Origin of the sequence: Actinoallomurus sp. NPDC052308 (genome assembly GCF_040679195.1) — a bacterium.
GTDB classification, from domain to species: Bacteria; Actinomycetota; Actinomycetes; order Streptosporangiales; family Streptosporangiaceae; genus Actinoallomurus; species Actinoallomurus liliacearum.
In genome coordinates, this window is sequence record NZ_JBFAUM010000028.1 from 31,790 (window position 1) to 46,955 (window position 15,166).

11 protein-coding genes and 1 pseudogene are annotated in these 15,166 nt (G+C 68.2%); 9 read left to right on the forward strand and 3 right to left on the reverse strand.

All coding sequences use genetic code 11. The features are described from left to right. Nucleotides 1-552 precede the first annotated feature (552 nt). From AB0L00_RS37995 to AB0L00_RS38005, 3 genes and pseudogenes are all read left to right on the forward strand, one after another. Nucleotides 553-732 (forward strand): hypothetical protein, encoded by a 180-nt coding sequence (locus tag AB0L00_RS37995; RefSeq protein WP_364442309.1) that lies wholly within the window; start codon nucleotides 553-555, stop codon nucleotides 730-732. A gap of 207 nt (nucleotides 733-939) precedes the next feature. Then, nucleotides 940-1,170: pseudogene (locus AB0L00_RS38000) on the forward strand (IS30 family transposase); the annotation flags it as partial. A gap of 389 nt (nucleotides 1,171-1,559) precedes the next feature. Next, a complete protein-coding gene (locus tag AB0L00_RS38005) occupies nucleotides 1,560-1,778 on the forward strand; it encodes a helix-turn-helix domain-containing protein (protein ID WP_364442310.1) in 219 nt (72 codons plus the stop codon). A gap of 423 nt (nucleotides 1,779-2,201) precedes the next feature. Here the strand turns inward: AB0L00_RS38005 and AB0L00_RS38010 are convergent, their stop codons facing one another. Both AB0L00_RS38010 and AB0L00_RS38015 read right to left on the reverse strand, forming a co-directional pair. Then, nucleotides 2,202-5,729: a DEAD/DEAH box helicase gene (locus AB0L00_RS38010; RefSeq protein ID WP_364442311.1), complete on the reverse strand. Its 3,528-nt coding sequence runs from the start codon at nucleotides 5,727-5,729 to the stop codon at nucleotides 2,202-2,204. After that, nucleotides 5,714-6,616 carry a hypothetical protein gene (locus AB0L00_RS38015; RefSeq protein ID WP_364442313.1) on the reverse strand — a complete coding sequence of 301 codons (903 nt, stop codon included), beginning with the start codon at nucleotides 6,614-6,616 and terminating at the stop codon, nucleotides 5,714-5,716. The genes AB0L00_RS38010 and AB0L00_RS38015 overlap by 16 nt, the downstream gene beginning before the upstream one ends. A gap of 449 nt (nucleotides 6,617-7,065) precedes the next feature. Between AB0L00_RS38015 and AB0L00_RS38020 the strand changes: the two genes are divergently transcribed. From AB0L00_RS38020 to AB0L00_RS38030, 3 genes are all read left to right on the forward strand, one after another. Then, complete coding sequence (locus AB0L00_RS38020; RefSeq protein ID WP_364442314.1) at nucleotides 7,066-7,458, forward strand: hypothetical protein; 393 nt, start codon at nucleotides 7,066-7,068, stop codon at nucleotides 7,456-7,458. Nucleotides 7,459-7,590: 132 nt separating this feature from the next. Continuing rightward, nucleotides 7,591-10,404 carry a LuxR C-terminal-related transcriptional regulator gene (locus AB0L00_RS38025; protein ID WP_364442315.1) on the forward strand — a complete coding sequence of 938 codons (2,814 nt, stop codon included), beginning with the start codon at nucleotides 7,591-7,593 and terminating at the stop codon, nucleotides 10,402-10,404. 80 nt (nucleotides 10,405-10,484) lie between these two features. Further along, nucleotides 10,485-11,666 (forward strand): hypothetical protein, encoded by a 1,182-nt coding sequence (locus tag AB0L00_RS38030; RefSeq protein WP_364442316.1) that lies wholly within the window; start codon nucleotides 10,485-10,487, stop codon nucleotides 11,664-11,666. 193 nt (nucleotides 11,667-11,859) lie between these two features. On the opposite strand, the gene AB0L00_RS38035 is transcribed toward AB0L00_RS38030, so the two are convergent. Continuing rightward, nucleotides 11,860-12,411: a MarR family transcriptional regulator gene (locus tag AB0L00_RS38035; protein WP_364442317.1), complete on the reverse strand. Its 552-nt coding sequence runs from the start codon at nucleotides 12,409-12,411 to the stop codon at nucleotides 11,860-11,862. Nucleotides 12,412-12,523: 112 nt separating this feature from the next. Here AB0L00_RS38035 and AB0L00_RS38040 point away from each other — a divergent pair, with 112 nt between their 5' ends. From AB0L00_RS38040 to AB0L00_RS38050, 3 genes are all read left to right on the forward strand, one after another. Then, a complete protein-coding gene (locus AB0L00_RS38040) occupies nucleotides 12,524-13,087 on the forward strand; it encodes an NAD(P)H-dependent oxidoreductase (protein WP_364442318.1) in 564 nt (187 codons plus the stop codon). A gap of 1 nt (nucleotide 13,088) precedes the next feature. After that, nucleotides 13,089-14,078, forward strand: coding sequence for an amidohydrolase family protein (locus tag AB0L00_RS38045; RefSeq protein WP_364442319.1), 990 nt, complete (start codon nucleotides 13,089-13,091; stop codon nucleotides 14,076-14,078). Between the two features lie 97 nt (nucleotides 14,079-14,175). Continuing rightward, nucleotides 14,176-15,054 (forward strand): hypothetical protein, encoded by an 879-nt coding sequence (locus AB0L00_RS38050; RefSeq protein ID WP_364442320.1) that lies wholly within the window; start codon nucleotides 14,176-14,178, stop codon nucleotides 15,052-15,054. Nucleotides 15,055-15,166 lie beyond the last annotated feature (112 nt).

The following is a 15,166-nucleotide window of genomic DNA, read 5'->3' on the forward strand; positions in this document are numbered from 1 at the left end:
TGCTGCTCCTCGACGACGACGTGACCGTCGAGCCGGAGGGCATCCTGCGCGCGGTGACCTTCGCCGACCTGGCCCGGACCCCGACGATCCCCCCGATCCCCGGCCGCGCGGCCCTCAACCTGGTCAAACCATATCACTGCTGGTCAGAACCCTCGTGTGGGTAAGGGTAGTTCGGGATCAGTGGGGTTTGTTCGGTCTCGTTCGGGGTCTAACGCGTACGCGTACATCATCGGCCGGTGACCTGGCAGGTGCCGATACGGTCGGCTACAGGGCCAACCGGCGATCAGGGAGGGAAGATGCCGCCAACGCTCGCGGGGAAGCATAGGGCGGGGACGAACGCTGGGGTGCCTGCGCTCCGTGTTCTGGGCCCACCTGTATTCAGCCTTGCTGTTTACGGCCGGCAGTTCGGCATCCCGCGCGCCTGCAAGCAGTGCGCCGAACGGGATTGGAGGTAGGGCCCGTTCGACGTTGCTCGCTGTCCGGCGGTTGGGACCAACGCTTGGTTACCTGTTCGGTTCTCACCGAGCCCGCTCTGTAACTAGAGGGCACATCATGCGCATCAAGGTGGCGGCTGACAGCCGGATCGGACGGCTGATCGTGACCACCTGCCCGCGGCAATGGCTGCGCCTGACGGTCTCCCCGTGGTGGGCGCGTGTTCTGGGCGCTGCTGGAAAACGCACTGCACTCGTCTTGGAGGCGGAGAAAGGACCGGGTATTTACGGCGGGGGCTGACTGCAGGCGCATCTGGCCCACATGTCTTCGGTGTTCCTGTCGACGACACGTGAAACTGACCCCAAGCGGACGGGCGGGTTCCAGTATTCGTCGCAACACTCCTGGTATGTGAAGGGTCGTGGAGTTAGAGCGGCGGGGACGCAAGCGGCAGCTTGAGGATGAGTACTGGAGACTGATCCTTGCCGGCGTCGGGACGGCCGAGGCATGCTGGTCGACCTCACCAGCCGCCTCGTGCGCCTGGTCCACCTGCCGACCGGCCATTCCGCCGAGGCCTTCGTCGACGCCGTCGTCCCGGTGCTGGCTACCTTGCCCGAGTCGGCCGACTGAGCCTGACCTGGGACCAGGGCTCGGAGATGGCACAGTACGGCCTGCTGGCCCGGCACCGACGAGAACACCACCGGGCTGCTGCGCCAGTACTTCCCCAAGGGCACCGACCTGCGCGGCTTGTCGCCCGTTGCGTATCCGGCGTCCAATTGGTTATCTCCGATGCCCACGGCAGGAAGGCCTACGGCTCGACACTGCCCGGGAGGCTGGCAACGCTGCCGAACCCCCTGCCTGCGCGATCAGGTACCTCGACGCCTCTATCCGCAGACTCAAAGTTGATTGCGGTCAGTTGTAGTTGCGGCGATTCTGGGTTCAGCTGACGGGAACATGGAGAAGGGCGACGCGGCGCGAATGCACGTTTGAGGGGACTTGCATCGTCCTATGTGATGTGCCACTGGCGCGGCCCTTAGCGTTTGCTGATCTTTTCTTACTAAGATAATTATGTGGTGGCCTCATGGTCGACGAATTGGGCGTCGAATAAGTGTACCGAAGAGGTGCGTGTCATGGTGTCAAAGTATCCACGGCGACCTTCTGAGCCAGATCCGGAAGTCTATATTACTGAAAGTCGACTCGCTCGGCGACTTGGATGCAATCGTGACCTATTGTACGAACTTCGCCGTCAGAGGCGAATCCCATTCATGCGGATCTCTAATCGCATCGTATATCGAATCAAGGATCTGGATCGTATCGAAGCAGTCTTTCTCAATAATGCGGCTGAATGATCCTCGCGGGGAACGTAAATACTAGGAGGATATGCGTGAGAGTCTGGCATGGCTGAGAGTTCGTCGAGGATGGCCGCAGTATTCGCTCGATCGGCGTTGGTTTGGTTGCGGCTGATGATCGTGAGTATTATTCGATTTTCGACAACGGTGGGATTGACGCGGCTGCAGCGCATCCGTGGCTGCGTGCGAATGTCTTGCCGCACCGGCCGGGGCTGGTACGTCGGTGTGAAATGAGGACGACCGCGTAACTGCAGATCGTCGATCCGGTCGTCATTGAGCGTCTCTGTCTGTATTGATATCTAGGTTGGTTTCCATCTCAGGGGCCCTACGTTGCAGTACTCGTATCTTCGGCGCGTGTGGTGGATTAGGTTCCAGCTATAAGCGTTGCTCTGACGTGGGACTGTCTCAAGACCGGGCGGCAGATCATTGATTCGGCGTCGAGATGTCGAGCGACGTGCCAAGAAGCTCAAAGTTGAGTTCCAGGCCGGTGTCCAGGATCGTTGAGACGTCCGCGTGGTCGGCCGAGCGAACCGTGCCGATGAGTCGTTCTCCAGAGAAAACACCGATGGGCGCGGGTTTGGGGGAGTCGGGGACGGGTGCAAGGAAAAGTTGATCGGCGTTAGTGTCTGGGACGCTGTTCTCAAGGTTGATGTCGATGCGGGCGGTGGCGTTCTCGAGGAGAGTGCGTAGGAGGCTGCGGTGGCGTGTACGGGTGAGGTCGAGCAGATCGAGTATTTCTGAGGTTGAGGCGGTGAAGCGCTGTCGCCATTCGGAGATGGTCATCGTCGTCAGCCACTCACGGGGGTCGGTGCCGCCTGGCTGACCGTCTTCGGGGATCTGCTGGGCGATCTCGTGGGCGAGGCGCCGGGATCGCAGGCCCTGCATCATCAGTGACAGGGCGCGGGGGGCACTGACGCCGTAGCGGATGTAGGGGCCCAGCTCGGGGCAGAGCCGGCGGTCGCTTTCGGCGTCGGCGAGGTAGAGGTTCACGAGTTCGACCAGTGCGCCTACGGTCCAGGCCAGGAAGTGCTCGAAGCGGCGGGTGACAGCGTCCACCATTGCCTCGATGCGTCGGGCGGCGTCGGTCATCTGGGCGAGGTGGGTCTGGGCGAGCTGTGCGTAGGAGCGGCCGTTTAGCCAGTCGGCGAGGACGGCGGATACGGAGACGTCGAAGCTTGCTCCCCTGGGCGTCGTCCGGAAGTCCCATGCGGCAGTGTTTTCGGGCAGCGCGAGCAGGGCACTGATCGTGCCGGTCCTGGCGAGGAGCTCGAGCGCGGGGCCGGCTCGGTTGAGGGTGTCGACTTCTGGGGTGTCTTGTTGACTGATCAGCTTGGCGAGCTGCCGGGCGCGGGCGTCGATGACCTGTGCTGACCCGATGCTGGTGCCGGTGCGAGGCCAGCGGCGCCGGGCGGTCGATTCGGTACGCATGTACTGGCGTTGCACGGTGTGGGCGACCGCCGAGAACGTTGGCACGTGCTCAGGTATCTGCGCCGCGGCGAGCAGTTCATCGATGAATGCGTCGAGGTCCACCTGATCAGGATCGATACCGCGGGCTTCCTCGTCGGCGAGGTAGAACCATAGGAATGCGACGAAGTCGGCGGCCGCACCGCCGGCTCGGCGTAGGACAGCGTCATCGGCTTCCCTGGCGATGTGCTCCAGGTCAGCGATGGCCTGCAGGGCACTGGTGGCGGCGATGGAGGAGGAAATAGTGAGTTCCTCGGCCGTTGGGGCCAGATCAGCGAAGTCGGCGTCGGAAGGGTCGGCTGCCCGGACGAGCACGATCCATCCTTCAGTCTCTTTGCCGGCCCGGCCGGCGCGGCCGACGGCGTTGACCATGCGCGGGCCTTGCAGCCGGGCGTCCTCAGGCATGCCGTCGTAGGTCTCGTCGTAGATGACGACGGTGTGGACGGGCAGGTTGACGCCGTCGGTGAGGGTGGAGGTGCAGGTCAGGTGCGGCAGTGCTTCGGCGCGCAGTGCATCTTCGAGTGCTTCGAGGACTTCGATCGGGAGTCCGGCGTGGTGGAATCCGACGCCGTGGGCGAGGGTGCGGGTGAGGGGGTGTTCGTCTCCGAGTTGGGTGCGGACGAAGTCGGCGAGGCTGTGCGCGGGAGGGTGGTCGGGGAGCGTGTCGGCCAAGCTGAGGGCGATGCGTTGTGCCGTGGCTCGGGTCGGGCAGACCGTCAGGGCGGTGCCCGCGTGTCCGATGAGGGCGATCATCTTCGCCGCGATGAGGTAGTTACGGTCGGACTTGTTGGTATCTCTTGGGCCTCCCCGCTGATCGGGATCGTAGGCCTTTAGCACGAGAGTGCCGACGGGTTCCCTGGTGATAAGTGTGACTTCCCGCCCGTCGGACGGGCGCAGGCGGATGAGTCCGGCTAGCGGGTAGTGCTGCCGGTAGGGATAGGAGCCTCTGCTGGCTGTGATCGTCTTGCCGTTCCAGTTGACCTGGGTGGAGATCGCGGCGTGGAGGCGGCGAGGGCCGCGCCATTGAGATTCGAACGGTTCGGCGGTTCCGTCGGGATCGATCCACCGCAGGATCTGGGTGGCGTTCCCGAGGGCTGCTGACAGCAGAATGATCCGGTGGCGGCTCTGCCGGGTGCGATGGTGCAGGAACGTGATCAGCGCTTCGAGCGTGAAGCCTCGGGAGTTCTCCTTGATCAGCTGCGCCTCGTCGAAGATGAACATCCCGAAGCGATCCAGCACCGCCTTGGCGTCGTGTCGCAGCAGGTGCATGAGTCGTTCGGGTGTGAAGACCTCCACATCGGGGGGGTCCTGCGGGGCGGTCAGTTCGGCGAGCAGAACGTTCCACAGGTGCTCGCCCTCGGGGAGTTGGCCGGATGAGGGGAAGTCCGGTTGGTCGGGTCCGGTCTCTTTAGCGAGCACGTGGAGCCGGGCGGCGAAGGCACGCCGTACCTCGCGGCACAGGCTTCGGGTGGGCGCGACGTAGCAGACGCTGGTGGAGTTACGTGCCAAGTGGGATAGGGCGAGGAGTTGTGCGATGAGGGTCTTGCCTCCGCTGGTCGGTACCGAGTGGACCATCCGGCGCACGTCGGGATCGAACGGGGAGGGGCTGCTGGTCAGCAGTTCACGCTGGGGATTCCAAAGGGTCAGCACCGGCGGGTTGGCGAGGGTGAAAGCGTGCCGGACCGCGTCGGGCAGGTCGGGGGGAAGCAGGTCGGGGCTCCACACGGAGCCGGTGGAGGCTTCCCCGGCAAGGGACAGAAGGTGGGCGGCCACCCATCGGGCGAGCGGTTCGGCGGGCCCGACGCGGCCGAGTGCGGCGGATATCAGGGTCTCATTCGCGCGGGTGAGTCGTCGCTGGTCGCCGCGAGCGAGGTAGTACAGCAGGTCGGCGGCGCCGCGGACGACAGCGTCGGTGGTGCCGTAGGCGGTAGTGGACAAGTCACTCAGCTCAGCGAGTGCGGCCAGGTCACGCAGTTGCCGTTGCCAGGCGCGGAACCAGGCGAACAAGGTCCTGGTCTCGAACCCGAGCAGGGCGAGGCCGGCCTCAAGGGCCAGCGTGCCGATGTGGTCCAAGAGCGGTTCACCGGCGGTGATGTCGGCGCGGAAGCGGCGAAGAATCGCGGTGGCGTTCGGGTCGCGGTCTCCGCGGCGGTATCCGATCGCGGCGGCGAAGGCGAGTTGCAGGCGGTCGGCTCGCTGCCATCGTGACTCGGCCAAGGCGAGGTCGAACACGTGCGCGCTGACGGCGAAGGCCTGGCGTTGGCGGGCTGGGGTATAGCGTCGCTGGGCGGCGTCGACGGATGCGATGGCGTGCAGGTACCAGGCGGTGTTCAGCAGCTTCTCGGTTATCTCGCCGCCTTCACCGCGGCTGCGGAACAGGTGGACCTCGGCGTCGGCCAGCATCTCCTGGAGCTCTTGGGGGGTGGGGAGTCCTTCCTGGTCGCCGAGCGCGGTGGCCAGGGCGTCGAGATTCAAAGCCCGGTCCACACGATCTCCTTGACCCGGTCGGCGAAGACGGGGAAGTCGGTGACGGCCACCAGAAGACCTTCACGTTGCCCAGGGGCGTCCAAGTTGGGAAAGACTGGAGCGACGTTGGTGAACACGGTGGACCGCGGAGGTAGGTGCGTCGTGGAGGTGGCGACCGATATGCCGATGCCGGCGCGTGGGGAGTTCTCGAGCCACAAGGGGACCAGGTCGGCGTAGAGCCGTCCGAGAGGGCCGGGGTGCTTGGTGCCCGGGGCGGTCAGCATCGCCAGGTAACGCGGTCCGTGCTCGGCGAGTTGATCGGCGGCGCGTTTGATAGTGGCCGAGATGTGGGTCGTGGCAGCGTGTTTCTTGATCTCCCATAGCTGGAAGACCAATGTGCCGTCGGTGACCTCATAGACCACCAGGCCGTCGGCGCCGGTCCCGGTCGGATCGGCCTTGACCTCCTCGGCGTGGACCAAGGTCCGGCCATCGGCGGTCACGGTGCGATCGCGGATGAGGCGGTTCCACAACAGTTCTGCGACGAATCCCTCCAGGTGGTTCCGGATCTTTTCCATCGCCGTCGTGTCGTAGGTAGGCAGCCCGAAGACCGGCTGTACGAAGACCTCTACCGCGCGCTTGTCCGACTCGCTGTAGTCTTGTCCGCCGTCGCGTCTGGCGCACCACTTGTCCATCACCGGGGATTCGCCGCAGCGGATTCGCATGGCGTCCTCGGCGATCATCTGAGCGGCGGCCTCAAGCTCTGCGGCGCCGGCGGTGAGTCCGCCGATCATGTAGGCACAACCGGCGTCGCCTGGCCATGCGGTCAAGCTCAGTAGGGACGCCAATCCATCTGCGGGAGGAGTGACGGTCACCTCGGAGCCATGCGCGGCGGTACGTTCGCTCGTCACGCTCGCTCAGTTTCGCCGGCGGGGGATGGCAGGCCTGATTTGCTGCGAATCGTCATGTTTGTTCCGTGACCCCCGAAGTTCGGAATGCGGCGCGCTCGGCCTGACTTGTTGGCGGAATCCTCTGATACGTCTCAACAATCGGCAAGCGGGCGGACCGGCTCCGTAACCGGATGTTGATCGTAGGTAAGAGCCGTAGAGCCGTGCCCACGCCAGCGAGCAGGGGCAGCTACGAGCCTGTCTCGCGGTCCCGGGGAGGGAATTGTCCGTAGGAGGTTCCGGCCCTTGAGGGCGAACCGAACGGCCAGTGGAGGGGGCCGCGACTGGCCGTTTCCCGCAGCGGGAGGGCGATCTGGAGCAGGTCGGGACGGCTGACCGCTTCTCGGTTCCGGTCTGCTCCAGACGAGGCCCGCGCGGACTACGGGGCCTTCACCGACGCCGCCCGTGGCCGCATGGCGGAAACCGGTGAGTCCTACACCGAGGCGCTGCGCGCCATCGAGAGCGGGCCGGCCCGGACCGCGCCACCGCCGTTCGGTGGGGCGACTCCGCCGGCGGACTGGAGCGAGTTCGCGCTGCGCTGCCCGGCGATCGCCGCGGTACGGCGGGACCGGGACGGTGACGGCCTGGTGGAGGAGATCGCGGTGTATGACCGCGGCTCCGGTGCCCTGCTGGACTCGCTCGTCGTGCCGCACGTGCCCGAGCAGGCGCACGCCGCCTACGTCGAGCACTACGTGGCCACCCGGTGCGGCGCCTGCTGGTTGTTCGTGCTTCGCCGCCTGCCGCAGACCCGCGGCCGCTCACTCGAGCACATCGAGCAGGAGCTGCGCCGCTCCCACGCGCGATGACGTCCTCCCGCCCGTACGCCCGGATCCGCGGGCGGCGTGCGGTACACGAGCGGCCGGCGGCGGCCGATACTGGGAGGCGGCCGGCCGGCCGGTCGGCCCTGACGGCCGGATGGCCTGACGGCGGGAGTGCTCGTGGTGCGTTGGGGGCAGGACGTCGTCGTCGTGGGCCGGCGAGCCGAGCTGGCCGTGGTCGCCGAGTTGTTCCGCGCGGAGCCCGCGGGAGCCGCAGGCCTGCTGATCGAGGGCGCCGCGGGCATTGGCAAGAGCACACTCTGGCAGGCCGGAGTCGCGGCCGCCCGGGAGCGGGGCCACCGGGTCCTGGGGTGCCGGCCCGCGGAGGCGGAGGCACAGCTGTCCTTCACCGCGATCGCCGACCTGGTCGATCCCGTGCTGGGCGACGCCCTTCCTGGGCTACCCGGCCCTCAGCGCCGGGCGCTGGAGCTCGCGCTGCTGCGGGCCGAGTCCGAAGAGCCGGCCGACGAGCGGGCCGTCGCGTTCGGACTGTTGTCGGTGATGCGGGCCGTGGCGCGCTCCGGTCCCGTTCTGATCGCGGTCGATGACTGGCAGTGGCTCGACACCCCGTCGGCGCGCATGCTCGGGTTCGTGCTGCGGAGGCTGGACGAGGAGCCGGTGAGGCTCCTCGCCACGATCCGGGCCGGGGCCGGAGCGGGCGTGGCGGCCGGTCTGGAGCGCGATCTCGGTGAGGGACGGCTCACGCGGCTCGAACTCCGGCCTCTCGGCCTGGCCGCGCTGCACCGGCTCGCGTTGACCCGGGCGGGGCTGGCACTGCCGAGGCGCACGCTGATGAAGATCCAGTCCGCGGCGGCCGGGAACATGGTGTTCGCCCTGGAGATCGTGCGGGCGCTCGCCTCGCGCGCTGGGTCGTTGCCGCCCGGAGAGGCGCTGCCGGTCCCCGCGACGCTCAACGAGCTGGTCGTACGGCGCGTGGCACGGCTTCCGGCGGCCACCCGCGACGCGTTGCTCGCCGCCGCGGCGCTGACGCGGCCCACCACACGCCTGCTGCGGGCGGTGGACCGCCGCCGGTTCCCCGCCGAGGTGCTCGGCGCGGCGGAGAACGCGGAGCTCGTCGTACTCGAGGGTGACAGGGTGCGCTTCTCTCATCCGCTGATCGCCGCGGCCGTGTACGCCGAGGCCGGGCCGGAGGAGCGCCGCCGATTACACCGGCGGCTGGCGCGGGTGGTGCCCGAACCCGAGGAACGCGCACGGCATCTCGCCCTCGCCGCGGAGGGACCGAGCCGCGAGGTGGCGGACGCGCTCGACGCCGCCGCGCGCACCGCCCGTACCCGCGGAGCCCCCGACGCCGCGGCCGAGCTGTACGAGCTGGCCGCCGAGGCGACTCCGCCGGACCAACGCGCGGCGTGGCGGCGCCGGCAGGCCGACGCCGCGGAGCAGCACTTCGTGGGCGGAGACCGGCGCCGGGCCGGGGAACTGCTGGAACGGGTGCTGTCCGGCTGTCCGCCCGGCCGGGAGCGCGCCCGCGTCCTGCGGCTCTTGGGCGAGGTGCGGTACCACGACGACAGCTTCCCCGAGGCGGGACGCCTTCTCCGCCTGGCGCTGGCCGAGGCCGGCGCGGACGCCGCGGAGCGCGCCGCGGTCAACACGGGCCTGGCCTACGTGGCGCACGCGGTCGAGCGGATGCCGATGGCGGCCGAGTACGTGCGGGCGGCGGTCGCCGCCGCCGAGGAGTACGGCCGTCCAGGGCTGCTGGCCGAGGTGCTGGCGTCCGCGACGATGGTGGAGTTCCTGCTCGGGCACGGGCTGGACGAGCGGCGCCTCGACCGTGCGCTCGCGATCGAGGACATCACGCGCCGGACGCCGGCCCCCATGCGGCCCAGCGCGATCCACGGCGCGCTGATGAGCTGGATCGGCCGGCCGGAGGCGGCGCGGGAGTCGCTGGAAGGCGTCCGATCCCGGCTGCTGGAGCTCGGCGACGAGGCCGCGCTGCCGTTCCTCGCGTTCCTCCTGGCCCCCGCGGCCTGCAGCCGCGGCGACCTCGCGGCGGCCGTACGCCACGGCGAGGAGGGCCTGGAGGCCGCGGCGCGAGTCGGCACCGACGTCCTCATGGCGCACGCGCTCACGGCCATGGCGTTCGCGGATGCCTACACCGGGCGTACCCGGTCCGCGCTCGACCGGGCCGGGCGGGCGGCCTCGCTGTTCACCCAGGCCGGCTGCCGCGGCTGGGTGTCGTGGCCGCTGGCCGTCCTCGGCTTCGCGTACCTGTCACTGGACGACGCGCCCGCCGCGGTGGAGGCGCTCCGGCCGGTGCTCGAGCTTCTGCCGCTGGCCGGAGTGCAGGAGCCCGCCGCGATCCCGTTCGTGCCCGAGGCCGTCCAGGCGCTGATCGCGATCGGTGAGCCCGACACCGCGGAGCCGGTACTCGCCTGGTTCGAGAAGCGCGGTAGGGATCTCGACCGGCCCTGGGCCCTGGCGACCGGGCTCCGCTGCCGGGCGCTGTTACGCGCCGCGCGGGGTGACCCTCGCGGTGCCCTGGAGTCGCTGACCGAGGCGCTGAAGCACCACGAGCGCCTGGAGCATCCGGTCGAACGGGCTCGTACCCTGTTCGTGCTCGGTCAGCTCCAGCGCCGCACCAACCAGCGGCGCCGCGCGAAGGAGACCCTGGAGCGGGCCCGCGCCGTCTTCGACGAGGTGGGCGCGGCGCAGTGGTCCCGGCGCGCGGCCGCGGAGCTGGCGCGTCTCGGACTGCGCCGCTCGGGCGGACCGGAACTCACCCCGCGTGAGCGGCAGGTGGCCGAGAACGCCGCCGCGGGCGCGACCAACAACCAGATCGCCTCCGCGCTGTACATCAGCCCGAAGACGGTGGAGGCCAACCTGGCGCGCGTCTACCGGAAGCTCGGCATCGCCTCCCGCGCCGAGCTCGGCGCCTGGATGGTGGCCGAGCGCCGAGCGGAAGAGCCCGGAACGTAGGGAAACACCCGACGTAGAGCACGGTGCCCACGATTTACGTTTCCCCTGGTCTTCACCCAGCCCCGCCGGGAGGGAACATCATGCGGAAGTGGAAGTGCGCCGTGCTCGCACTGCTGAGTGCCGGCGTCATGCTGACCGGTACCGCCGCGGCGAGCGCGGACCCGCCGAAGCCGAGTGGCACCGCGGGCGACCCCCTCGCACGCGTACCGGCCGCGCAGCGCGCCCGTATCCAGGCCCAGGCCAAGGCACGGTCCGCCGCCGAGCGGATCCGCCGGGCCGCGGCACGCGACGCGGGCGGGTTCTCCGGTATCGAGCTGCACGGCGGCTCCGTACGGCTCTGGTACAAGGGCACGCCACCGGCCGCGGTGAACGCGGCCGTCACCGAGGCCCGCGGTACCGCTCCGGTCGAGGTGATGCGCGCCGGGCACTCACTGGCCGAGCTGGGGACGGCGTCCGCGCGGATGACGGCGTACCTGCGCGCGCACCCGGGCGGTCCGGCGCACCGGGTCTCGGCGCCCGTGAACGGCAGCGGCCTGGTGGTCGGCGTGGACGTCGACACGACCGCCAGAGTCACGGCCGCCCTGCCCAACGTGGGCGTTCCGGTGCGGGTCGAGGTGCAGCCCCGGCTGCACGCGGCCGGGCGGTGGGACGACGTCTCCCCCTACTACGGGGGCGGTGAGATCATCAGCGACGAGGGGGTCCGGTGTACCGCCGGGTTCGGCGTCTGGGTGGACGGGCAGCGGTATCTCCTCACCGCCGGCCACTGCGGGTATCCCAATCAGCACTGGAACACCGGCGACAACCTGCCGATCGGCAACGCGACGCGGGAGGACATGTCCAACGACCTGCTGCTGATCTCGGCGGCCGCCGGCAAGTACGTCTTCACCGGCTTCGGCTCGTCGACGAGCACGGGTCATGTGATCGATTGGGCCCCGGTCTACACCGGCGAGGAGCTCTGTTCGTCGGGCGAGGCCACGACCTGGCTGTGCGGGCACGTCGTGATCGACGCCGGTAACACGTCGTACTGCGACTACGACCCGTGGGGTGACTGGGAGTGCTACAGCGGCCTGGTCCTGTCCCAGAACGAGGACACAGGGGTTGCCGCCTGGTCCGGTGACAGCGGCGGACCGGTCATGCTCCCCACGACGAACGGAATCATCGCGAAGGGCACCATCTCCGGTTACAGCAACAGCGGTGGATATCTGGCCTGGCAGGACTTCGCCACCGCGCACGCCATCTGGGGCGCCGTTCCCAACGTCTGACATCCTCTCCGGCCTGACCCGACGGCCGGGCGGAGGCGAGGGAATGGCGCTGGCGGGGTTACGGCTCGGTGTGCTCGGTAAGCCGATCGATGGTGCGTCGCCGTGCAACGCTGTCGGCCGGTAATTGATGCCTTCTCTGCGCACGTCGTCCACCTGGGCGGGAGCGGAAGCGGGCGGGCGGCACCCCTTGCAGTCACCGTCCTTTGAACCGAGCCGCACCCTTCGGGGCCCGATCCGCCGGGTGGTCGCTCGTCGTTCGCCCCTGTGAGTGCTCGATGCGGGCGAGCACCTTGTCGGAGATCCGTTGCAGCGTCCGCAGGTCGTCCGGGGTCAGGACGTCGACGAACAGGTCCAGCACCCGGGCCACGTGTCCGGGTGCCGCGTCCGCCAGGTGGGCGTAGCCGGCTTCGGTCAGGATCGCTTGCGTGTACCGCCCGTTGCGCGGGTCGGGCTCGCGGCGCACGAACCCGCGTTTCTCCAGCCGGCCCATCATGTGGGACAGGCGGGACAGCTCCGTGTTGGCCAGGAGCGCGAGCTCGCTCATTCTCATGCGGAGCTCGGGCTGATCGGACAGGTGTGCCAGCGCGTAGTACTCGAAGAAGCTGAGCTTCGAGTCCTGCTGGAGCTGCGACTCCAGCGCCGCCGGCAGTCGCTGGAGGAGCCTCATGAACCCGCGCCACGCCGCCAGCTGGTCGGTGGTGAGCCAGCGTGGCTCGGAGACCTCGGACTCCTCTTGGACAGACACGTGCGCAGTCTACCGCGCAACCGAGGTCTCACTTGACGATTCAAGTGAGGGTGCTCTACGTTGTCACTTGAACATTCAAGTGAAGTTGCCGCTCGGATCGGAAGGACCGTCCATGAGCAACCTGAAGATAGCCATCATCCTCGGCAGCACCCGCCCCGGCCGTAACGGCGAAGCGGTGGCGAACTGGGTGCTGACCAAGGCCAAGGAGCGTGCCAACGCCGACTACGAGCTGATCGACCTGCTCGACTACCCGCTGCCGCATCTGGACGAGGCCGTGCCTGCGAGCCGGGGCGTGTACGCCGGCGAGCACACGAAGGCCTGGTCCGCCAAGATCAACGAGTTCGACGGGTACGTCTTCGTCACCCCGGAGTACAACCACTCGACCTCGGGGGTGCTGAAGAACGCCATCGACTACCTCTACACGGAGTGGAACAACAAGGCCGCCGCCTTCGTGTCGTACGGCTCGCTCGGCGGTACGCGGGCGATCGAGCACCTGCGGGCGATCTCGAGCGAGCTGCAACTGGCCCACGTGCGCCAGCAACTCTCCTTCTCGTTGCTCACCGACTTCGAGAACTTTTCGGTGTTCGAGCCTTCCCCGATGCACGACCACGCTGCTTCCGTCCTGTTCGACCAGCTCGAGTCCTGGGCCGGCGCGCTCAAGACCGTTCGCAGCTGAGATGAAGCTCTACGGGCTCGAAGAGCACTTCGTCACCGCCGATGTGGTCGAGGCGTGGAAGCGGCGCGACCCCCAGCTCGCTGAACCGATGATGAAGTGGGCCGTCGCCAGTGACATCACGCCGGCGCTGCTGGATCTCGACGGCGGACGCATCGCCGCGATGGACGACGCCGGGATCGACGTGTCGGTGCTGTCCCTGACGACGCCGGGGCTGCAGAACCTCGACACGGCGGAGGCGGTCGCCCTGCAAGGACCCACGAACGACGCGATCGCCGCCGCCGTGCGCCGCCACCCCGGGCGCTTCCAGGGGTTCGCGGCGCTCGCTACCTCCGCTCCATCGGCCGCAGCCGCCGAACTGCGGCGCGCGGTCACCGAGCTGGGGCTCAACGGCACGCTCGTCAACGCCAACTCCGGTGGCCGGGCCCTGGACGCTCCTGAATTCTGGGACGTCTACGAGGCTGCCGAGGACCTGCGCGCGCCCGTCTACCTGCACCCGAGCGTTCCGTTCCCGGCCGTCACCGAGGCCTACTATCGCGGCTTCGGCGCACCGGTGGACAGCATGCTGGCCACCGGTGCGTTCGGCTGGCACTACGACGCCGGGCTGACCGTGCTCCGGATGATCATCGCCGGCGTCTTCGACCGGTTCCCCGAACTGCAGGTCATCCTGGGGCACTGGGGCGAAGTCGTGCTGTTCTATCTGGACCGCATCGCGGCCATGGACAAGCTCACCGACCTGCGGCGCCCGATCGCGGAGTATTTCCGCTCGAACATCTTCATCACCCCGGGCGGCATCTCTAGCCACAAGTATCTGCGGTGGAGCCTGGAGACGGTGGGGATCGAGCGGATCATGTACGCCTCCGACTCCCCGTTCAACAGAGAGCATGCCGGATCCGCGAAGCGCTTCCTGGACACGGCGCCGATCGGCGAGGCCGACCGCGAGCGCATCGCCTACCGGAACTGGGAAGAGCTCGTCGCCGGTATCCGACGCTGACCGATCGAGCCGAAAGGGCACGTCGAATTCATGCCCTGACGCGTCACCGCGTCCGTCCAAGCCGCGCTCTCTTCGCACCGAAAAGGAGCCAAGGCACATGAGCCAGGCCCAAACCCGGCTGCAGGTCGTGTTCGCCGATCTGCGCCGCGCCATAGACGACGTCATTTTGAAGCACCAGGTAAGCCTCGAGGAACTGCTCGCCGCCATCGAATGGCTGCAGCAGGTCGCCGACGCCGGCGAACTGCCGTCCGCGAGCATCTTCTTCTACAAGACCGTCCTGAAAGCCACCGCGGGCGCGACCTACGCCCACCCGGAGAAGGACGGCGCGAGCCACTGGGAGATGGAGGGCCCCGCCCACCGCCCCGGCGCTCCTGTCCTGCACAGCCCCGCTGTGCTGCCCATGCGCTCCGACGAACCCGGCGAACCCCTCATCGTGTCCGGGACTGTGCGCACCACCACCGGCGACCCGCTGCCCGGAGCGGCCCTCGAGATCTGGCAGATCGACGCCAACAACGTCTATTCCGGCATGGACAGCAGCGACTTCGAGCCGCTGAACATCCCCAACGACTCCACCGGCATCCCGGTCAGCAACCTCCGCGCCAGGATCATCGCCGACGCCGACGGCCGCTACGAGTTCCGCACGGTGATGCCCGGCATCGAAACCTTCGGTCTGGCCATGGACAGCCCGCTGGCCGCGCTGACCCAGGCGTTGCAGCTTCAAGGCCTGCGCCCGCTGCACATCCACTCCATCGTCTCCGCAGACGGGTGCCTGCCACTGACCACCCAGATCTATTTCGACGGCGACCCACTGGTCGACAGCACCATCGAAGGCCCCGTCCCCGCCGATGCGGTCAAGGTGACCACCCGTCACGACGACCATCTCGCTCGCGGCCTCGACCGGTCCTACCGCACCCTCACCTACGACTTCGTCCTGCGCCCCACTGCCGAAGGCGCCGCGCTCACTGCGACGCGGTGAACGGTTCAGAGTCGGCACACGCAGACGGAGAGAGGCGAGCACCTGCGATGAAGAAGGCAAGTATGAATGCTGCTGCCGATCCCGCGGCCGTCTACGACCGGTTCATGAGAGA

Excerpts from the sequence above, each read along its gene's own strand:
- AB0L00_RS38005 (WP_364442310.1), top strand. The coding sequence starts at position 1,560 with ATGGTGTCAAAGTATCCACGGCGACCTTCTGAGCCAGATCCGGAAGTC.
- AB0L00_RS38050 (WP_364442320.1), top strand. The coding sequence starts at position 14,176 with ATGAGCCAGGCCCAAACCCGGCTGCAGGTCGTGTTCGCCGATCTGCGC.
- AB0L00_RS37995 (WP_364442309.1), top strand. The coding sequence starts at position 553 with ATGCGCATCAAGGTGGCGGCTGACAGCCGGATCGGACGGCTGATCGTG.
- AB0L00_RS38045 (WP_364442319.1), top strand. The coding sequence starts at position 13,089 with ATGAAGCTCTACGGGCTCGAAGAGCACTTCGTCACCGCCGATGTGGTC.
- AB0L00_RS38020 (WP_364442314.1), top strand. The coding sequence starts at position 7,066 with ATGGCGGAAACCGGTGAGTCCTACACCGAGGCGCTGCGCGCCATCGAG.
- AB0L00_RS38040 (WP_364442318.1), top strand. The coding sequence starts at position 12,524 with ATGAGCAACCTGAAGATAGCCATCATCCTCGGCAGCACCCGCCCCGGC.
- AB0L00_RS38030 (WP_364442316.1), top strand. The coding sequence starts at position 10,485 with ATGCGGAAGTGGAAGTGCGCCGTGCTCGCACTGCTGAGTGCCGGCGTC.